General features: G+C 68.6%; 22 protein-coding genes and 1 pseudogene. 11 read left to right on the forward strand and 12 right to left on the reverse strand.

Annotation, left to right across the window (positions count from 1 at the left end; genetic code table 11):
- Positions 1-17 precede the first annotated feature (17 nt).
- The 7 genes from SSOG_RS04425 to SSOG_RS04445 all read right to left on the reverse strand — a co-directional run bounded on the left by SSOG_RS04425 (position 18) and on the right by SSOG_RS04445 (position 3877).
- Positions 18-269, reverse strand: coding sequence for a hypothetical protein (locus SSOG_RS04425; protein WP_009713008.1), 252 nt, complete (start codon positions 267-269; stop codon positions 18-20).
- Complete coding sequence (locus tag SSOG_RS52175; protein WP_154685888.1) at positions 270-428, reverse strand: hypothetical protein; 159 nt, start codon at positions 426-428, stop codon at positions 270-272.
- A 73-nt stretch (positions 429-501) separates the two neighbouring features.
- Positions 502-693, reverse strand: a complete 192-nt coding sequence (locus SSOG_RS04430; protein WP_009713010.1) for a hypothetical protein — start codon at positions 691-693, stop codon at positions 502-504.
- Positions 694-719: 26 nt separating this feature from the next.
- Positions 720-1226 (reverse strand): AMP-binding protein, encoded by a 507-nt coding sequence (locus tag SSOG_RS57875; protein ID WP_106516351.1) that lies wholly within the window; start codon positions 1224-1226, stop codon positions 720-722.
- A gap of 33 nt (positions 1227-1259) precedes the next feature.
- On the reverse strand, positions 1260-1445 hold the full coding sequence (locus SSOG_RS58325) for an AMP-binding protein (protein ID WP_009713012.1): 186 nt from the start codon (positions 1443-1445) through the stop codon (positions 1260-1262).
- Positions 1391-1633, reverse strand: coding sequence for a hypothetical protein (locus tag SSOG_RS52180; RefSeq protein ID WP_039936547.1), 243 nt, complete (start codon positions 1631-1633; stop codon positions 1391-1393). Before SSOG_RS52180 ends, SSOG_RS58325 begins: the two co-directional genes overlap by 55 nt.
- Positions 1634-2506: 873 nt before the next feature.
- On the reverse strand, positions 2507-3877 hold the full coding sequence (locus tag SSOG_RS04445) for an aromatic ring-hydroxylating oxygenase subunit alpha (RefSeq protein WP_039936549.1): 1371 nt from the start codon (positions 3875-3877) through the stop codon (positions 2507-2509).
- Between the two features lie 239 nt (positions 3878-4116).
- Here SSOG_RS04445 and SSOG_RS53250 point away from each other — a divergent pair, with 239 nt between their 5' ends.
- The 4 genes from SSOG_RS53250 to SSOG_RS04465 are packed head-to-tail and all read left to right on the forward strand — an operon-like array spanning position 4117 to position 6327.
- Positions 4117-4308, forward strand: a complete 192-nt coding sequence (locus SSOG_RS53250) for a ferredoxin (RefSeq protein ID WP_039936551.1) — start codon at positions 4117-4119, stop codon at positions 4306-4308.
- Positions 4309-4310: 2 nt separating this feature from the next.
- The gene (locus tag SSOG_RS04455) at positions 4311-5522 is read left to right on the forward strand and encodes an NAD(P)/FAD-dependent oxidoreductase (RefSeq protein WP_039936552.1); all 1212 of its coding nucleotides are present in this window, start codon (positions 4311-4313) and stop codon (positions 5520-5522) included.
- A gap of 21 nt (positions 5523-5543) precedes the next feature.
- On the forward strand, positions 5544-6077 hold the full coding sequence (locus SSOG_RS04460; RefSeq protein ID WP_009713016.1) for an aromatic-ring-hydroxylating dioxygenase subunit beta: 534 nt from the start codon (positions 5544-5546) through the stop codon (positions 6075-6077).
- A 7-nt stretch (positions 6078-6084) separates the two neighbouring features.
- On the forward strand, positions 6085-6327 hold the full coding sequence (locus SSOG_RS04465) for a hypothetical protein (RefSeq protein WP_009713017.1): 243 nt from the start codon (positions 6085-6087) through the stop codon (positions 6325-6327).
- 61 nt (positions 6328-6388) lie between these two features.
- On the opposite strand, the gene SSOG_RS04470 is transcribed toward SSOG_RS04465, so the two are convergent.
- Both SSOG_RS04470 and SSOG_RS04475 read right to left on the reverse strand, forming a co-directional pair.
- On the reverse strand, positions 6389-7036 hold the full coding sequence (locus SSOG_RS04470; RefSeq protein ID WP_009713018.1) for a response regulator: 648 nt from the start codon (positions 7034-7036) through the stop codon (positions 6389-6391).
- Positions 7037-7259: 223 nt separating this feature from the next.
- A complete protein-coding gene (locus tag SSOG_RS04475) occupies positions 7260-7802 on the reverse strand; it encodes a TetR/AcrR family transcriptional regulator (RefSeq protein ID WP_245606221.1) in 543 nt (180 codons plus the stop codon).
- A 249-nt stretch (positions 7803-8051) separates the two neighbouring features.
- Between SSOG_RS04475 and SSOG_RS04480 the strand changes: the two genes are divergently transcribed.
- The 3 genes from SSOG_RS04480 to SSOG_RS46610 all read left to right on the forward strand — a co-directional run bounded on the left by SSOG_RS04480 (position 8052) and on the right by SSOG_RS46610 (position 11722).
- Positions 8052-9536 (forward strand): MFS transporter, encoded by a 1485-nt coding sequence (locus tag SSOG_RS04480; protein WP_050799762.1) that lies wholly within the window; start codon positions 8052-8054, stop codon positions 9534-9536.
- 49 nt (positions 9537-9585) lie between these two features.
- Positions 9586-10797: an FAD-dependent monooxygenase gene (locus tag SSOG_RS04485; RefSeq protein WP_039936558.1), complete on the forward strand. Its 1212-nt coding sequence runs from the start codon at positions 9586-9588 to the stop codon at positions 10795-10797.
- A gap of 79 nt (positions 10798-10876) precedes the next feature.
- Positions 10877-11722, forward strand: a complete 846-nt coding sequence (locus SSOG_RS46610) for a lipocalin-like domain-containing protein (protein WP_009713022.1) — start codon at positions 10877-10879, stop codon at positions 11720-11722.
- A 451-nt stretch (positions 11723-12173) separates the two neighbouring features.
- Here SSOG_RS46610 and SSOG_RS04495 read toward each other — a convergent pair whose 3' ends face one another.
- The 3 genes from SSOG_RS04495 to SSOG_RS04500 form a co-directional block, all read right to left on the reverse strand.
- Positions 12174-13070 carry an SMP-30/gluconolactonase/LRE family protein gene (locus SSOG_RS04495; protein WP_009713023.1) on the reverse strand — a complete coding sequence of 299 codons (897 nt, stop codon included), beginning with the start codon at positions 13068-13070 and terminating at the stop codon, positions 12174-12176.
- A gap of 15 nt (positions 13071-13085) precedes the next feature.
- On the reverse strand, positions 13086-13241 hold the full coding sequence (locus SSOG_RS54725) for a hypothetical protein (protein ID WP_154685889.1): 156 nt from the start codon (positions 13239-13241) through the stop codon (positions 13086-13088).
- Between the two features lie 68 nt (positions 13242-13309).
- Positions 13310-14053, reverse strand: coding sequence for a FadR/GntR family transcriptional regulator (locus tag SSOG_RS04500; protein WP_009713024.1), 744 nt, complete (start codon positions 14051-14053; stop codon positions 13310-13312).
- A 147-nt stretch (positions 14054-14200) separates the two neighbouring features.
- Here SSOG_RS04500 and SSOG_RS04505 point away from each other — a divergent pair, with 147 nt between their 5' ends.
- From SSOG_RS04505 to SSOG_RS04520, 4 genes and pseudogenes are all read left to right on the forward strand, one after another.
- Positions 14201-16240 carry a beta-galactosidase gene (locus SSOG_RS04505; RefSeq protein ID WP_009713025.1) on the forward strand — a complete coding sequence of 680 codons (2040 nt, stop codon included), beginning with the start codon at positions 14201-14203 and terminating at the stop codon, positions 16238-16240.
- 15 nt (positions 16241-16255) lie between these two features.
- Positions 16256-17608, forward strand: a complete 1353-nt coding sequence (locus SSOG_RS04510) for an ABC transporter substrate-binding protein (RefSeq protein ID WP_009713026.1) — start codon at positions 16256-16258, stop codon at positions 17606-17608.
- Positions 17605-18549 (forward strand): carbohydrate ABC transporter permease, encoded by a 945-nt coding sequence (locus SSOG_RS04515; protein WP_009713027.1) that lies wholly within the window; start codon positions 17605-17607, stop codon positions 18547-18549. The genes SSOG_RS04510 and SSOG_RS04515 overlap by 4 nt, the downstream gene beginning before the upstream one ends.
- A 95-nt stretch (positions 18550-18644) precedes the next feature.
- Positions 18645-19257 (forward strand): annotated as a pseudogene (locus SSOG_RS04520) (carbohydrate ABC transporter permease); the annotation flags it as partial.

The following is a 19257-nucleotide window of genomic DNA, read 5'->3' on the forward strand; positions in this document are numbered from 1 at the left end:
ACGCAGCCGGGAAACGGTCAAGACACCTTCTCCAAAGTGCCCTGGCCGTCGAAGGAGAAGTCCTCCCCGACCATCAGACCGTCGCGGAACGGGATGACGATGACCTGCCTCGCCGTCTGCACGAACTCGTCGTCGGCCGTCCCCCCCGACCGGCAGGGACACTCAGCCCGTCCGCCGTTCCGCTCGACCATGGCGGGACCGCCGTAGTAGTGGTAAACGCAGTCCTCCACCAGCGTCGCCATCGTCCGGTCGATGTCGTGATCGCGCACCTAGGCGACCGAATGCTCGATCAGCACGGCGATCATCGCAGCATGCTTCGGATTCTCCGTCTCCGCCTTCCCGGCTTGGAGGAACTCGACGAACCTCGCCATGTCGGGCAGGCGAGCCCCCGACCGCGTCGACTCCTCGTGCTGTTCAACATTCGCCATGATTCTCGGGATCGGTTGAGCCACGTTCCCCAGGTGCTCCGGCCCTCGCGCGAACTGGATGCGGCATCGTTCGTCAGTTCGGCCACGAGCCGTCGACGACCCTGTCGCCGTGGCCGCCCTTGCGGGTGGTCTTGGGATCTGTATCGGGCCACCCGGCCAGGTGCAGGTGCATCGTGCTCGCGGCCGTCAGCACCTCGATGAAGTACGGGCCGTCCGCGGCGATCGCACGGCGGATCGCCGGCGCGAGCTCGTCCGCCTTCTCCACCCGCTCGCCCGTGCGTCGCGGCCTCGTCAGCAGTTGTCATCGATTACTCCTCCACGTGCCTCGTATCGGCGGATCTCAGGAACCGGCGGTGCCCCGTAGCCGGTGGCGCAGCTCACCGCGGTGACGATCTGCGCGCGGTCGGGGTCGTCCTGGCGGCCTTCGAACCAGAAGTAGCCGTCCTCGTCACGGCGCGCCTTGTCGCCGGTGAAATACCAGCCGTTGGCGAACGCGGCAGCGGTGGCGTCAGGATCACGCCAGTAGTCGGCGAACAGCCCGACCGGCAGTCCGCGCGTACCCTCTTCCCACATCCGGATCACTTCGGGATTGAGCGGCTCGCCGGCCGAGACGCAATGGCGCAGCCTGAAGAGGTCGTAGCGCGCGAGATCGGCAACGACCAGCGAGCGGTACAGGGTCGGCGGCGCACAGAGCGTCGTGACCCCGTGACGTGCGAGGGTGCCGAGGATCAGATCGGCTGGCCGTGACCACGTGACCGAGCCCGAAGCTCGCCTGGGTGTGCGCGACCATCTTGGGATACGCGACCGTGCCGGACGTGAAGTAGATGAGCATCATGGCGTCGGCAGCGGTCGGGTCGGCCGGCGTAGGCCCGTCCGAAGCCCGCGCCAGCAGCGTACAGGGACGGCGCCGATCCGGATCGCGCCGAGCAGGGCCACGTACCACTCGGCGATACGCGGGAGCATCACGAAGATCCGCTCGCCCCTGCCGACACCGATCCCGGCGAGGGCATGACCCATACGCCGGCTCGCCAGGTCGAGTCACGAAAGGTGAACGACGCGGCGACGCCGCCATCGCGGCGCAGTGTCACCAGGGCGAGCTCGTCCGGGCTCTGCTCCGCCCGGCGTTCGAGGATGTCCAGGACGGCGTTGAACCGTTCCGGCACCTCCCAGTGGAACCGAGCCCGCTCGGCGTCGTAATCCGTCATGTTGGGAGCGGCATCCCGTCCCGGACGTGTTACCGACATGCGCTGTCTCACTTTCCACGGGGCGGCGGACTCGCACTGGCTGCGGCGAATTGAGGCTCGCCAGGCGGATCCATCTCCGTAAACCCCTGAAAGGGAGCGCCCGTTGTTCTACTTTCGAACGCTGGCGGCGGTCGGGGCCGCCCTTAACCTCGCAGTCTGTCCCCCGACCTGCTCGGGCACCATGTGCGCCTGCGAGAGCGTCGTTCGTGCGTCCGCACCGGGGACTGAGTCGTTCCAAGCATCACCGTGGAGGACGGATGAGCATGGACGAGTTTCGTTTCGATGGACGAGTGGCGCTCGTGACCGGCGCGGGCAGCAACCCCGGGCTCGGGCGGTCGTACGCGCTGCTCCTGGCATCAAGGGGCCGGCGGCGAGGCCGTGGGCGACGGCCACTCCGTGGCCGAGCGCGACGGCGCGCGAGCGAATCGTGGTGCAATGGCCGCCCGGAACTACGGGCGGTTCGTCAACGTCAGCTCGAGCGCCGCGTGGGTGGGCCTGCCCACCCAGTCGATGGCGAACGTCATCTCGCCCTACGCCGACACCTTGGCACTGCGGACGATGCTCACGTCGGAGAACAGCGAGTGCAACCAGGCATCGGGGCAGACGCCCGAGGTGGTGGCCCCGGTCGCGGCATGGCTTGCCCATGAGGACTGCACGGTCACCGGCAAGGTGCTCCAAGCAGCCGGAGGCTCCGTCAGCGAGGCCTACCTCGTCCACGGCGCAGAGACGGAGCCGAACCCACAGCTGACGGCGGAGCTCCGGCACGATGCGGTGGCGGCTCCTCGCATGGTGATGGCGGGGGCGAGCCGTCCGCCATCACCCTTCACTCGAGCGTCAGGACGACGCCAGAGCATCGCACCAGCGCTGCCACCAGCGGCGCTGGTTCTTCTCGCCAAAGGCCGAAGTACTTGCCTCTCCGGGCCCGATCCAATCGAGCCTGGGCTCGTAATCGCTCATGCCGTCCAAGCCCATCTCGAAGTTGAGCTTCATGTCCTTACGGGCGAACGCCGAGCGACCCACCATAGGACCGCCGCGCCAGACGACGGTGTCGTCCTGCTCGAAGACCCCCGAGGGGCTGAAGCCCAAGACACTGGCGTCGTACGACGCGTGGTTGAACTCCGGCGGCGCCGCGTTCCACACCAGGGGCCAGTTCCACAGCTCGAACTCCTCGGACCCGCGCGGCTGCCACTGTCGCAGGCAGGTGAAGCTCACCGGAGGCAGGCCCGGCTCGGGCGGGGTAGCGGCATGGATGAGCGACAGGTTCGGAAAGATCGTGAACCCGACCACCGTGTACCGGGACTCCAGGAACTCACGCTGGTCGGCGTCGAAGCGGGTGAGATCGAAGGTCGAGGTCACCTCGGACGGATAGTCCATGATCCCGTAGTGCGGCTCAGGCAGGAAACCCCGGCTGACGATGAGCCCGTGCCCGCCTTCGAGAGTGACATGGAAGTTCCCGGTGGACGCGCCCCCGGCGTCGGGAAGGAGACCGATGTCCTCGAGCGAGCGGTGTGCGGACTGCACGTGGTAGGCGTCGCCGACGAAGTTCTCGGCGCCTGACTTCCAGTTGGCCGGCACGATCCAGCGGTGCGGATCGCCGGCCACCCTCATCCCCTGTTCGTTGAGGCCGAACAACACGTCCAAGTACCAGCACATGTCGCCCAGGTACTCGCGCAGCGGCATCGCCTGCGGATCCAGGCAGGCGAAGATCAACCCCTGGTAGCTGTCCACGTGGGGCGCCTTCCGCAGCCCCCAGCGGGCGGTGTCGATCTTGGGGTACGCCTTGGCGCGGAAAGGCGCGCCGTTCCACTCACCGGAGTTCTTGTAGATCCAGCCGTGATACGGGCACCGAAAATGCGACGTGTTTCCCTTCTCTGCCCGGCATACGGGCGAGGCGCGGTGCACGCAGTTGTTCATCAACAGCTGGATCTCGCCACTTTCGTCGCGAACCAGAATGAACTGATCCTCACCGATGTAGCGGAGCACGTAGTCGCCGGGATCGGAAATCTCCGAAATGTGTCCGACGAAAACCCAGCACCGCGTGAAAATGCGGTCCAGCTCGGCACGATGGATATCGGGATCGTTCAACACCCGTGGCGAAAGCATCCCTTGCTCGAGATCCTTCCGGACCTCTGCAAGGAAGGCTTGCATCGACCCGTTCAGTGAACCGTAACTGCTGGTTCCGCCCTGCTGGTCAGCAGAGACCATCACATCCTCCTTGAGTTCGCTTTCCGGGGCGCCTGTCCGTCACGCGTTGAAATTCCAGGCGACATTACCGCCGACGCTATCCCCGTCGATCCACCGGCGTGACCCTTCGAAGGGAGCAAACTTTCTCCGACCTTCGGACGGTGTTCGCCGTCGAGGAAGGCCGCTACCGTCGGATTCGATCGACTGCAACGCATTACGGCCGGTGATAGGCCACGCATCGTCGGCAAGGAATGGGAGACATGAAGGTATTGGTGGACCGCGGGAAGTGTCAGGGTTACGGCAACTGTGTCGTCGCCGAACCGCGGGTGTTCGATCTCCACGACGACGGGCTCGTCGAGCTTCTCGTCGACGAGCCTCCGGAGGAGCTGCGGGCCCAAGTGAAGCATGCCGTTCGCGACTGTCCGGCGCGCGCGCTGGGCCTGGGGGACTGACGGTGCCCCGACATCGGCGCATCGTCGTGGCCGGCGCCTCGCTGGCGGGCATCCGAACCGCCGAGACCCTCCGGGATCGCGGGTTCGACGGCGAGATCGTGCTGGTCGGTGCGGAGGAGCGTCTGCCATACGACCGTCCACCGCTGTCGAAGACCTTCCTCGAGGGCCAGGCCTCGCTGGACGACATCCAACTGCTGTCCGGCGACCAGGTGGCGGCGCTCGACCTCGACCTGCGGCTCGGGCAGCGAGCGCGCGCCCTGGATCCGGAGAGAAGGGCACTGGAGCTCGACGGCGGCGAGACGCTGAGGTACGACGACCTGGTGATCGCGACCGGCAGCGCACCGTGGATGCCGCGCGATTGGGACCTCTACGAGAGCATCTACCCGCTGCGCACAGCCGAAGACGGCCTCGCGCTCCGGTCCGCGCTCCAGGGCTCGCCACGCGTCGCCGTTGTCGGCGGTGGGTTCATTGGCTGCGAGGTTGCGTCGACCGCCCGCCGGCTCGGTTGCGACGTGGTGCAGATCGAGCCCCTCACGGCTCCGATGGCTCGCGTGCTCGGGCCGGAGATGGCGCTCGCATGCGCCGAGATTCCCGTGGCCGCGGGAGTGCGTCTGGTCTGCGGCACGGCGGTCGAGGGGTTCGACGGAGGTGCGCGCGTGGAGCGTGTACGCCTCCGGGACGGCCGCACGATCGAAGCCGACGTTGTCGTCGTGGGCATCGGCGCACGGCCGGTGACCGACTGGCTCGCCGGGTCGGGTGTCAACGTCTCCGACGGGGTGCTGTGCGATGACCGCTGTGCCACATCGGTCGACGGCGTCTACGCGGCGGGTGACGTGGCGCGATGGTTCAACCCGCTGTTCGAGCAGACGATGAGGATCGAGCATTGGACCAACGCTTCCGAGCAGGGCGCGTTCGTCGCCCGCGCCCTGCTCGAGGGTCGTCAGGCCGGCAGCTACGCGCCGGTCCCCTTCGTCTGGTCCGAGCAGTACGGCGTCAAAATCGAGATCGCGGGAGTCCCGCACCCCACCGACCGGATCCGGATCGTCGAAGGAACAGTCGCCGAGCGGCGGTTCGTGGCGCTCTACGAGCGCGAAGAGCGGCTGACAGGCGTGCTCGCGCTCAACTCGACACGGAGCATGCTCACGTTCCGACGTCTACTCGCTCGGACCGGCTCACGTGGCGAGCGAGTAGACGCCCCCTCCAACTCTTCTTGACCCGATACGAAAGGTGATGCGATGACGGCAGAGCAGACGAGGACGCCGATGGCCAGTGCGGAGCTGGAGCGGGCCTGTACTCAGTTTCTGTACCGGGAGGCCGAACTCCTGGACGACGCCGACTACACGGGCTGGTTCGCCACCTGCCTGTCGGAAGATCTCGAGTACCTGATCCCGATCCGCACGACGCGCGAGCGCGCGGCAGGGGTCTCGGAGTTCAGCCGGGAGGCCTTCCACATGAAGGACACCTACGGGACCCTGCGCCTGCGGGTCGACCGACTACTGACCGAGCACGCGTGGGCTGAGGACCCGCCCTCGCGCACCCGCCGTCTGGTTACCAATGTGCGGGTGCGCGAGCTGAGTCCGGATGAGGCGGAGGTGAAGAGCAACCTGATGCTCCACCGCTCCCAGTGGGACACCGCCGACTATGACCTGCTGGTGGCCGAGCGTCAGGACGTGCTGCGCACAGAGGCGGGAGTGTGGCGGCTGCGGCGACGCGAAGTGCTGCTCAACCACACGATCCTCGGCACGGCCAACCTCGGCGTATTCCTCTGAGGCGGGGATGGAGATGCCCGAAAACCGCTACAGCGACGACCCACCGATCCAGATCTCCAACGAGTTCGCCGACATACGGGTCCGCAAGGTCTACACACGCAACGGCGCGCGACTCGAGATCCACGCCCACCGGCGCGGGTATCGGATCCTGCTCGACGCCGTCGAGCTCGAGAGCCTTACCTGGCAGACCGCGGAGACCTTCTCCGGCTTCTTGCGCTCCTCTGTCGGTCCGGGGCCCGACGACGCGTAGCACGTACCGCGAGGGACGTCATACCGACCACATTTCGACCGGCCTTCGACGGAAAGCTCGGTCACGACCTTTGTGAACGGAGCGCAACAAGTCCGAGTTCGCATCCACGGACGACTGCCTCCAGCCGGGAGGAAGCATCCAGCTTCTGGAGAAGGTCGGTCACATACCCCTTCACGGTCGTCTCGGAGAGACAGAGCTGTTGCGCGATCTTTCGGTTCGAGCAGCCGTGCGCGAGGAGGGTGAGCACTTCCTGCTCTCGGTCCGTGAGCCTTACGGTTCCTCCTGTCCGAGGCTTGATGATCTCTGGGGCAAGCTGCTTGGCGACCCGTGGGTCGAGCACGAACTGTCCCGCCAGGAGCGCCCGCAGAGCGGCGCCGACATCGAGTTCCGATGCGTCCTTCAACAGGCATCCGTTCGCACCTGCAACAAGACAAGAATGGAGGACCGAGGCATCGCTGCAGGCAGAGAAAATGACGATGACGGCGTTCGGGAGCAGCTCGCGCAGTTCCCGACACAGCTCCTCCGGTGGCATGGCCCCAGGAATGCGGACGTCCAGAAGGATCATCTCTGGACATCTGTCGCGGGCGAGGGCGAGAGCCGTTGCCGCGTCATCGGCTTCAAGGGTCTCGCAGTCCCCGAGACTGGAGTTCAGGATGGCCCGCAGTCCGCGGCGTGCCACCGGATGGTCGTCGACGAGGAGCACTTTCATCCGACCGCCAGATCGTTGTACGGAAGATCGAGCCGCAGCACGGCTCGACTGGGTGAGACCACCATGAGCTGGAGAGCACTCCCAAGCCGCTCCGCACGGGTGCGCAGTGCACGGAGACCGGTCGCAGTCCTCGAGCCGACTGGTGGTCGATACGGCAGTCGAAGGCAGTCTCCAGTCAGATCTGGTTCTGCGTGGTGCCGTGCGGGGCCTGTTGAGCAGAAGGTCAGGGCAGGGTCTGCTCGAATTCGTCCTGATCGAGCGCGGGGCGGGGCAGCGGCGTGGGGTGATCCCGGTCGTGGCGCAGGCCGTCCAGGATGAGTGTGAGGTAGCGCTTCCACAGCTCGGACGTGACGTTCCTGCTGTGCCGTGTGACCGCCCCGAGCATGAGCTGGATGAGCGGGAAGTCGGTCGGCTCGATGTCGTCACGCAGTTGGCCGGCCCGCTGGGCGCGTCTCAGGACAGCGCTGACTGCGGGGGTGAGGCGTTCCCCGGCAATGGCTGACCGGGCTTCCCCCTGTGTGCCTTCCAGCAGGACCTCTCTCAGCCCGCGGTCATCGGCGAAGTCCTGACCGGTGGCGAGGAAGAGCTGGACCAGGCCTTCCCAGGGGTCCTCGTGCGCGAGGGCCTGTTCCGCCAGTGCGATCAGGTGCTGCAGGGCGCCTTCGAAGACGGCGTCGATCAGTTCCTCGCGGTTGGCGAAGCGGCGGTAAGCGGTGCCGACGCCGACGCCTGCATGGCGGGCGATGTCGTCGAGGGTGACGTCCACTCCTCGGCTGGCGAACACCTCCTGGGCGGCCGCGATGATGCGCTGCCGGTTGCGTTCCGCGTCCGCCCGCAAGGGGCGCGCTGGAGGGCGGTCGGGGTCCGGGGGGGAGGTGGTTGTGCGGCTCATGGCTCCCACCTTACCCAAGAAGTGGAGATGCCATCTCCAGTTGAGTGCTACGGTGGATCCACTAAGCGGAGATCCCATCTCCACTTGATGTCTCGTGTTCGGAGAGAATTCATGAGCACAGCCATGCGCGAGGCAAGCCCGCCGCAGGCGGAGCAGCCCGTGAGCCGACATCGCCACCACCGCTGGTTGATCTTGGCTGTCGTCGCTATAGCCCAGCTGATGGTGGTCCTCGACGCCACCATCGTGAACATCGCTTTGCCCTCGGCCCAGAAGGATCTGGGCTTCTCCGACGACAGCCGTCAGTGGGTCGTCACCGCCTACTCCCTGGCCTTCGGCAGCCTGCTGCTGATCGGTGGGCGCATCGCGGACCTCATCGGCCGCAAGGCCGCCATGATGATCGGTCTCGTCGGCTTCGCCGGCGCGTCCGCGCTGGCCGGTGCCGCGGGGAGCTTCGAGGTCCTGGTGGCCGGGCGGGCGCTGCAGGGTGTCTTCGGTGCACTGCTGGCCCCCACCGCGCTGTCGCTGCTGACCACGACGTTCGCCGACGCCAAGGAGCGCGCGAAGGCGTTCGGCATCTTTGGTGCGGTCGCCGGCGCGGGCGGCGGAGTGGGGTTGCTGCTGGGCGGCTTCCTCACCGAGCACCTGGACTGGCGCTGGTGCCTGTACGTCAACCTGATCTTCGCTGGCGTCGCGCTGATCGGCGCCCTGCTATTCCTCCCGCGACACCGCCGCGACAAGAGCGTGAAGATCGACATACCCGGAACGGTCACCGTTACGGCCGGTCTGTTCGCGCTGGTCTACGGATTCGCCAATGCTGAGACCGAGAGCTGGGGCTCGGCGGGCACCTGGGGCTTCCTCATCGCCGCCGCGGTGCTGATCGCGGTGTTCGTCCGGCTGCAGACCCGCGTCGCACATCCGCTGCTCCCGCTGCGAATCCTCCGCGACCGGGACCGCGGTGCCGCATCCATCGCCATGTTCATCTCGGCCGCCGGCATGTTCGGCGTCAACCTGTTCCTGACGTACTACCTCCAGCAGAGCCTTGGCTACTCGCCGGTCGAGACCGGCCTGGCCTTCCTGCCCGTGGTCGTCGCCGTCATGATCGCCTCGACACTGGCCACCGGCGTTCTGACACCACGCTTCGGCCCGAAACCGATCGTCCCCCTCGGCATGGCCCTGGCCGCTGCCGGCCTGGTCTGGCTGACCACGCTGGAGATCGACTCCGCCTACGCCACCCACGTCCTGCCGCCGCTGCTCGTCTTCGGCGCGGGCCTGGGCCTGATCATGGCGCCCTCGATGAGCGCCGCCACCTTCGGGATCGACCCGGCCGACGCCGGCGTCGGCTCCGCGAGCGTCAACACGATGCAGCAAGTCGGCGGCTCGATCGGCACCGCCCTGCTCAGCACCCTGGCCGCCGGCGCCGCCACCGACTACCTGGCAGGCAAGACCCCCACCCCGGATGTCATGGCCCAGTCCGCGCTGGAGAGCTACTCCACCGCCTACTGGTGGTCCGCCGCCGTCTTCGCCGTCGGCGCGATCGTATGCGGCCTGCTCTTCCGCCAAGGCGCACCCGATCACGATCCCGACGGCGCGCCCACCGTCCACATGTGACCACACCTCACCTCCCAAGATTCCCCAGAGGGAAGGAGAAGAGATCGCCATGAACACACCCCGCGCTTTGATCGTCGGCATGGGCATCGGCGGCCTGGCCACGGCCATGCGCCTGCGCGAGATCGGCTGGGAGCCCGTCCTCATCGAGCGCGCCTCGGGCAGGCGCCCCGCCGGCTACTTCATCGGCCTGTTCGAGACTGGCCGGGCCACCGCGCAGCGAATGGGCGTGCTCGACGCCATCGGCAACCGGGCCGGCGCCGACAGCATCACCTACGACATCGAGCGGTCGGGCCGGCGCCGTCCAGGCATGGGGTACGGCGATCTGCCCGGCGGTCCCCGTCTGATCCTGCGCGGGGACATCGAGGCCGCCCTCTACGACGTCGTCGCTCCGCACACCGAGATCCGCTACGGCACGACGCCGATCGCCATCGACGAACACGCCGACGGAGTGGACGTCACGCTGCGCACCGACCAGGGCGACGGGGCCACCGAGACCACGGAGCGCTTCGACCTCGTGGTGGGCGCCGACGGCCTGCGCTCCACCGTGCGCCGCCTGACCTTCGGCCCGGACCAGGAGTTCATGCGGCCGCTCAGCCACATCATCGGCGCCACCATCCTGAAGGGACCCCTGCCCGGCTATCGACCCCAGGATGGCATCGTCCTGGCCGAACCCGGCCGCTCCGTCTGGACGTTCCCCTTCACCGACCACCACCCCGGGGTGCTGTTCAACTACCGCACCGGCGACGAGGACGCCCAGTTCCGCCGCCCGCCCATCGAGTCACTGCGCCGCGCCTTCGGCCCCGAACCCACCGGGCCCGTACTCGAGTACCTGCTCCAGCAGTTCGAGCAGGCCGACGACTACCTCTTCGACTCCGTCCACCAGGTCGAGATGCCGACCTGGCACACCGACCGCACCGTCCTGCTCGGTGACTCCGCCTGGTGCCTCACCCTCTACTCCGGCATGGGCGCCTCCACCGCCCTGGCCGGAGCCGACCTGCTCGGCACCCTGCTGCAGCGCAACCCCGGCAACATTGCCCGGGCCCTGCGCGAATGGGACCAGCGGCTGCGCCCCTTCATCGACGTCCAGCAACGCGGCGGCCGTACGCAGGGCCTGACGATGTTCGTTCCTCAGAGCCGCCGGGACAAGGCCATACGCACCTTCACGCAGTCGCTGATGAGCCGTCCGGCCGGCAAACGCGTGATGAAGACCCTGGCCGCCCGGCAGTTCAAGGAGAAGTCCATCGACATCGCCGCGGTCTGACCGCGGTGCCTCCCGAAGCCGGCGCCGCCAGTCCTCCAGGACGGCGGTAGCCATCCCCGCACCCCCTGTAGGAGACACGATGACCGCAACACACCCCACACTGATCAGTGCCGCCGACGAACTCCCCGCCGACCCGTCCAACGCGCTGGATTCCTGGTGGTTCACGGCCCGACTGCACGCCGGCGAGGCCACCTTCTGGGTGAAGATCCACACGATGACCGTGCAGGGCACCTGCCACAGCACTGTCGCCCTGCTCCAGGAACCCGGCCCTCACACCAGCGAGAAGCAGACAGCCGAGAGCCTCGACGCCGTGTCGCTGTCCGCCGACTCCCTCGGCATACGGACCTCGATCCTTCGGATGAGCGGAGGCCTCGACGACCTGGAGATCACTGGTGCCACGGATTCCGCGACGGTCCACCTCACTCTGCGGCGCGACGAGCCCGTGCTCTACAACGGCGGCTCCGGACTCTTTCCGTTCTTCGGCGGGACCTGCGGGCAGTACGCACTGCCCGGCCTGACCACGTCCGGCACCATCACCGCCGACGGCACCACGTACCACGTCAGCGGGCGCACCTGGTTCGACCGCCAGTGGGGCTCCGAGGGCACCGAGCCCCCGCGTTTCACCTGGCTCGGACTCGACCTCGGCGCGGGCCGGTACCTGAGCGTCTGGGATACGACAGGCGACGGCACCTCCTGGCTCACCGAGCTCAAGGCCGACGGCACACACACGATCACCCGCGCCCAGCGCACCGATCACAACGGCACCTGGAGGTTGACCGTCCCCGACCTCGACGCATCTCTCGAGATCACCCACCGCGGACTGCCGGACTCCCACGACGGCCTCTACGCCGGTGTGTGCTCCGTCGCCGGAACGCTCGCGGGCGAAGACATCGCCGGACACGGTTACACGGACGTCATCGGGTGAGGCCCGCTTCCCGCACCCCGGCTTGCGCCGCCCCACATCCCTGCGCACCAGGATGCGCAGGCTCACCTGGTGCAGGCCCGCGACTTCACCGGCCTTGGGTCCAGGTCCGCCGCCTTGCGCAGCTCGGTCACCTTCGCCTGACGGCGGTGCGTCAACGTCGTGATCCATCGCCTTCGGCTGACGCCCCCCGGCTCGCGGCCGGGAGACCTTGCGCTCGCGCGCCCGCGGAGGTTGCTCCCACCGCCGTCGGTCTCTTCAGCCATGTCGACCGACCCCGCGTCCGCAGGGGTTGCCCGTCCACCGCACCTTACGGACGAGCCGGAGGACGGTTGCTCAGCATCTCTGAGCTGGCCTACCGTCCAGCCCACCGACACCGTTTTCCTCAGCACTTCGCAGGCGCCAGGTTCGCGGACGACATCCGCCACCCGGCCGCGCACGACCGCCGTGGCCCTCACCGCGGGGCCGGGCCGCCCCTCCCCCAGGAGTGGGTGTCCGGTGCTCGGGCCGGTGCGGGGGCGCTGAGCACCGCGCCCGAGGCTGCGGTTGGATTGGTCAGCCCATGCCGGGCGGTGGTGATCAGGATGCGGGAGTCCGAGGGGTGCAGACAGACGGAGGTGGGTTGCGGGGCCGGTACTTCCAGGGTGTGGAGCAGGCGGCCGTCGGGGTGGTACCGGCGGACCGCGCCGCCGCCCCATACCGCGACCCACAGGCAGCCCTCGTCGTCGACGGTCATTCCGTCGGGGCTGCCCTCATCGGTGCGGAAACGGGCGAAGGTCTCGGGCCCGGTGAGGTCACCGGTGGCCGGGTCGACCCTGCAGCGGTGGATGGTGCCGGCAGCGCTGTCCGCGAGGTACAGCGTCGTGCCGTCGGCGTCGAACGCCGGCCCGTTGACGATGGTGAGGCCGTCGAGGACGCGTACCACTGTGCCGTCGTGGTCCGTGCGGTACAGCGAGCCCGCGCCGGGGGTGCCGTCGTAGGGCATGCTGCCGGCCCAGAAGCGGCCGGCGGGGTCCGCGACGCCGTCGTTCATCCGGCTGGGGACGGGGGTGCGGTCCTCGGGGCGGTCCAGCCATTCCAGTGTGCCGTCGGCGGTGAGCAGGGCGATTCCGGTGCCCGCGGCGGCGATCCAGGTGTCCGGGCGGTCGCGGACCGGCGCGACGGCGCCCAGGGGTACGTCGAGCCGGGCCAGTTGGCGCGGTGTCCGGCCGATGCCGTCACGGAGCTCGAAGAGCCGGCCGCTGAGGATGTCCACGTACACGAAGCGGCCGCCGACCCAGCGGCCCCCTTCCGCAAGCTCGTAACCGCCCTGGACCGCGATCGTGACCGGCTGCTCCGCGGCGGATGTCATGGTCGGTCTCCTCGGTCAGCGGATGGTGGTGCCGTCTTGCTGGTCGAACAGGCCGAGACTTCCGCCCAGTCGTAGCGCGCTGTGCGCCCGAAGCGCCGCCATCGTCTCGCCGAAGGTGACCGCCTCGGGTGCGGTCCGAGCGGAACGCGGCCGCGCGGGTTGGGAGTTCACCGTGCTCGGAGCGATTCCACGAGTGTGCGAGGTTCGGCGAGCCCGGGATGTCTCAAGTCCGGTGATTTTCACGAGGGTTCCTCCCGCACGGCCCCGGCGACATCGCCGCATTCGTCCCCTGACTGCACGGCCGCCAAGTCCTCGGATGCTTGAGTGAGCAGCGACTCGACAGCCGCCACGGCGGCATCCGGGTCGCCCGCTTCGACGGCTCGCAGCAGTTCCCGGTGGACCGGGAGGGAGTCGGAGGTGTGCTGGGCCCCGTGCACGATGCGGTCCCGTATGCGCAGACCGGCCTCGATGACGACCTCCATCCGGCTCAGCAGTTCGTTGTGCGCGGCGTCCAGCAGGGCACGGTGGAAGGCCAGATCGGCCTCCACCATCGCGTCCGCGTCCGTACCGGCCCCTGCCATGGCATCGAGCGCCTGCCGTATCGCGTCCAGGTCGGCGTCGGTGCGACGGGTTGCGGCGAGCCGGGCGCCGGCGGGCTCGACGATGGCGCGGACCTCGGCGAGGTCTTCCAGGAAGCCCTCGCTCGGAGCGCTGCTCCCCTGCCAGCGCAGCAGGTCACTGTCGAGCAGGTTCCAGTCGGCACGGGGCCGGATCGTCGTGCCGCGCTTCTGCCGGGATTCGATCAGCCCCTTGGACGCGAGGACCCGCATCGCCTCGCGCACCACGGTCTTGCTGACCCCGAGTTCCGCTTCGAGTTTGTCCGGGTGCAGCGCGGAGCCCGGTGGGATGTCACCGCGGATGATGCGCCGGCCTATCTCCTCCACGGCCTGGCCGTGCAGCCCCTTACCGAGATGGATCACCACGTTCTCCGTTTCCGCTCAAAGCCCTGTGCGCGGGACCCGCGCACAGCTCACCGCCTCGCGCCCACCGCTCACGAGCCACCATAACCCTTTCAATTAATAATGCATATATCTTGACGGGCCTCTGGTCGCGCTCCAACACTGACCCGCATGCAACAGGCACATGCGGTAGCAATCGATGCCCGGCGGCGCCTGCGCCCGGCCGGGATCGCCTTCGGTGGCGACTACAACCCCGAGCAGTGGCCCGAGGAGGTATGGGCCGAGGACGTCTCGCTGATGAAGGAGGCGGGCGTCTCCCTGGTGACGGCCGGCATCTTCTCGTGGGCCAAGGTGGAGCCGAGGCCCGGGGAGTACGACTTCACCTGGTTCGACCGGGTCATGGACAACCTCGCCGGAGCGGGTGTGGCCGTATGCCTGGCCACCATGACGGCGTCCCCGCCGCCGTGGCTGTCCCGGCTGCACCCGCACATCCTTCCGGAGACCGCCGACGGCCGCCGCATGTGGCCGGGGGGCCGTCAGCACTACTGCCCCTCCAGCGGTGTCTACCGCAGCCATGCCACGCGCCTGGTCGAGCGGCTGGCCACCCGGTACGCCGACCACCCCGCGCTGGAGATGTGGCACATCGGCAACGAGTACGGCTGCCACACCCCGATGTGCTGGTGCGATGAGTCGGCTGCCGACTTCCGGCGCTGGCTGTCCGACCGGTACGGCACCGTCGACGCGCTCAACGACGCCTGGTCGACAGCGTTCTGGGCACAGGGATACGACAGCTTCGACGAGGTGCTGCCGCCACGGCTCGCGCCCACCTTCCCCAACCCCGCGCAGCAGCTGGACTTCGCCCGGTTCTCCGACGACGCGCTGCTGCGGTGCTACCTGGCGGAGAAGGAGGTGCTGCGGCGCGTCACCCCGGACGTTCCCGTCACGACGAACTTCATCGGCGTGCACAAGCCCGTCGACGCCTTCCGCTGGGCCGCCGAGGAGGACGTGGTCTCGGTCGACGTCTACCAGGACCCGCACGACCAGGACACCCACATCGCGGCGGGCTTCATCTTCGACGTCACCCGGTCCGCCCGCGGCGGTCAGCCGTGGATGCTGATGGAGCAGGCCCCCGGCGCGGTGAACTGGCGCGACCGCAACGGCCCCAAGCCACCGGGCCGGATGCGCCTGTGGAGCTGGCAGGCGGTCGCCCAGGGTGCGGACGCGGTGCTGTACTTCCAGTGGCGCCAGTCCAGGGGCGGCGCCGAGAAGTACCACTCGGCGATGCTCCCGCACGGCGGCACCGGGACCCGAACCTTCCGCGAGGTGCGCGAGCTGGGCCACGAACTCGCCTCCGTACCGGAGATCGCCGGCACGCGGTGCGCCGCCGACGTCGCCCTGGTGCTGGACTGGAACAGCTGGTGGGCGCTGGAGCTGGACTCGCATCCGTCCACCGCGCTGGATCAGATGGAGATCGCGCTCGCCCACTACCGGCCGCTGTTCGAGGCCGGTGTCGTCTGCGACGTCGTGCCGCCCGACCGCGACCTGTCCGGCTACCGGCTCGTCGTCGTGCCCAACCTCTACCTGCTGCGGGAGCGGGACGCGACACGCCTCACCGACTTCGTACGCGGCGGCGGCCATCTGCTGGTGTCGTTCTTCTCCGGCATCGTCGACGACTGCGACCGGGTGCATCTGGGAGGCTACCCCGCGCCGCTGCGCGACGTACTGGGCCTGCACGTCGAGGAGTTCTGGCCGCTGCCCGAGGACGGGACGGTGGACGTACGGCACCAGGACGGCACGGTCGGCCACGCCGACCTGTGGTCGGAAGTCGTCGTACCCGAGGGGGCGCGGACGGTGGCCGCCTTCGACTCGGGCCCGCTGACCGGGCAGCCCGCGGTCACCCGCCACCCCTTCGGCGAGGGGAGCGCGTGGTACGTCGCGACGCGTCTCGCGCCGGAGGCCATGCGGACCCTGATGGACGAGGTGTGCCGCACCGCAGGCGCCGGCCCCGTCCTCGCCGGGCTTCCCGAGCGGGTCCAGGCGACCGTCCGCGAGGGTGACGGCGGACGGTTCGTCTTCCTGCTGAACCACGGGCCGGAACAGGTCGAGGTCGGGCTGCCCGAGCCGATGACCGACGCCCTCGCCCAGGGGACGCCCCCCTCGGACCGCGTCACGCTGCCGGGGGCCGGAGTAGCCGTACTGCGCAAGCCGTAGAACAAGGGGACACGTATGGACACCTCAACACCGTCTCGGAGAGCCGTTCTCCGGTGGGGCATCGGGACGGCCACGGCGCTCACCGCCGCTCCCGCCCTCACCGCCTGCGGCCAGACCGTCGGAGCCACCCGCGTCACCAGGCAGGAACCCACGCGCCGCGACCAGAAGGTCGAGCTGACCTTCTGGACGTGGGTACCGATGCAGAAGACCGTCGACCTGTGGAACCGGACGCACCCCGACATCCACGTCGAGATGCAGACCATCCCCCAGAACGTGACGGGCGGCTACCAGAAGATGCACGCCTCGCTGACGGCCGGGAACCCCCCGGACCTGGCGCAGGTGGAGTACCACGAGCTTCCCGGCTTCATGCTGGTCAACGGCCTGACGGACCTGAGCGAGTACGGTGCCGACGACCTGCGCGACCACTACGTGCCGTGGCAGTGGCAGCAGGGCGTCTTCGACGGCAAGGTCTACACCGTCCCTCAGGCGTCCGGCCCGATGGGACTCTTCTACCGCCGCGACCTCTTCGCCAAGTGGGGCATCGAAACGCCCGCCACCTGGGACGAGTTCGAACACGCCGCCCGCGTGGTCAAGGCCGGCGGCAAAGGCGCCAGGCTGTGCGCGTTCGCACCCAACCAGCCCACCTGGTTCGCCGCGATGTGCTGGCAGCGCGGCGCCCGGTGGGTGCGCACCGAGGGCGACACCTGGGTCGTCGACCTGGACGACGATCTCTCCCGCGAGGTCGCGGAGTACTGGGAGAGGATGGTCCGCGACGACCTCGTCTTCGTCGAACCCGACATGTCCAACGCCTGGTACAAGCACATCCAGACCGGACAGATCTCCGCCTGGATCGGTCCGCAGTGGGGTGACGCCCTGCTGCGCGGCAACGCGCCGGGCACCGCGGGAATGTGGCGGGTCGCCCTGCTGCCCCAATGGAAGGCAGGGCACAAGGCCTCCGCCAACTGGGGCGGGTCGTCCACCGCCGTGCTCCAGGGCAGCCGCCACCCGCGTGAGGCGCTTCGGTTCGCGCACTGGATCAACACCGACCGCCGGGCCATCGACCTGAACGTCGCCGCCGGTTACGGCTGGCCCGCCGCCACGGGCGTCTTCCGCGGATCGGCGCTCGACCGGCCGGACCCGTTCTTCGGCGGCCAGCGGTACAACGACGTGTTCACCGTGTCCGACCGGGCCATCGACACATCCTGGAAGTGGTCCCCCACCACGGATGCCGACTTCGCCCAGCTCCAGGACGCCTTCGGCGCCGCCATCGCCGGGGAAGGCAGCCTCACCGGCGCGCTGTCCGACGCTCAGAAAGGCACCGTGGACAACCTGCGGGCCAAGGGCCTCGAAGCAAGGAGCGCGCGATGAGCATCACGGTCAACCGGACGAAGAAGTCCGCACCGGGCAGCCTGCGCTCGGCTCGCCCCGACCGGGCGGCATGGGGGTTCCTGCTTCCCTTCGTCGCCCTCTTCCTGTTCACCTTCGTCCTCCCGCTCGGCTACGCGCTCTACCAGAGCCTGCTCACACCGGTCCGCTCCGGGCCGCTGGGCCTGGGCCCGGCCACCCTCGGTTTCGCCGGGCTGGACAACTACGCGCTCGCCCTACAGCAGTCGGCCTTCCTGGAGAGCTTCGCGCGGGTGCTGCTCTTCGGCCTGGTGCAGATCCCGGTGATGCTGCTGCTGTCCACCGCGCTGGCACTGGCGCTCGACACCCTCTCCCACCGCTGGGCAGGCATCCTGCGTGCCGCCTACTTCCTGCCGTACGGCGTCCCCGGCGTCATCGCCTCGATCCTGTGGGGCTTCCTGTACGTGCCCGGCGTGAGCCCGATCACCGACCTGCTCGGCAGGGTCGGGCTCGCGCCCGACTTCCTCGGCTACGACGGCGTGCTGTGGTCCATCGCCAACATCGTGATCTGGGAGTTCGCCGGCTACAACATGCTGGTGATCGTCGCCCAGCTCAAGGCGATTCCCCAGGACCTCTACGAGGCCGCCCGCATCGACGGGGCCAGTGCGTGGCAGACGGCGATGCGGATCAAGCTGCCGCTCGCCCGGCCGGCCCTGGTGCTCACCGGCGTGTTCTCCATCATCGGAACGCTCCAGTTGTTCGCCGAACCGCTGGTCATCAAGCCACTGACCCCGGCAGTCACCACCTCGTACACACCGAACCTGAGCGCGTACAACGAGGCGTTCGCCAACAACAACATCTACCTCGCCGCGGCCGAGTCGGTGATCCTCGCCCTGGTGGCGAGCGTGCTGTCCTTCGGCTTCCTCAGCCTGGTGAACCGCGGGGAAAGAAAGGATGCACGGTGAGCGTGTCCGCACCCCACGTCAAGAAGCCGGTGGCCGCCCCCGGCGGAGCCTCGGGAACCGCCGGAGCAGGCCGGGCCGGCAAGCCGCGCCGGGGAATCAAACCGTCACGGATCCTGCTGGTCGCCCTGCTGACCGTCGCGGCGCTCTACTTCCTGCTGCCCGTCTACTGGCTGGTGGTGGCCTCCACCAAGAGCAGCGCCGGCCTCTTCGGCACCTTCGGACTGTGGTTCTCCGACCCGCGGTGGCCGGCCAACCTGTCGAAGGTCTTCTCCTACGGCGATGGCATCTTCTGGAGCTGGACCTGGAACAGCATCCTGTACGCAGGGGTGGGCGGTGCGCTGGCCACCCTCCTCGCGGGCGCCGCCGGATACGCCCTCGCCGTGTACCGCTTCCGCGGGCGGGAGGCGGTCTTCAAGGTCGTACTCGCCGGTGTGCTGCTCCCGAGTACCGCGCTCGCACTGCCGCTGTACCTGCTGTTCAGCAAGGTGGGCCTGGCCAACACCTACTGGGCGGTGCTGATTCCCAGCATCGTCAGCCCGTTCGGGGTGTATCTGTGCCGGATCTACGCGGAGGCCGCGGTACCGGCCGAGATGCTGGAGGCGGCCCGCGTCGACGGCGCCGGCGAGTGGCGGATCTTCGGCACCCTCGTGCTGCGCACCATGACAAACCGCGCTCGTGACCGTCTTCCTCTTCCAGTTCGTCGGCATC

The organism is Streptomyces himastatinicus ATCC 53653 (assembly GCF_000158915.1).
In the GTDB taxonomy this organism is placed as follows: Bacteria; Actinomycetota; Actinomycetes; order Streptomycetales; family Streptomycetaceae; genus Streptomyces; species Streptomyces himastatinicus.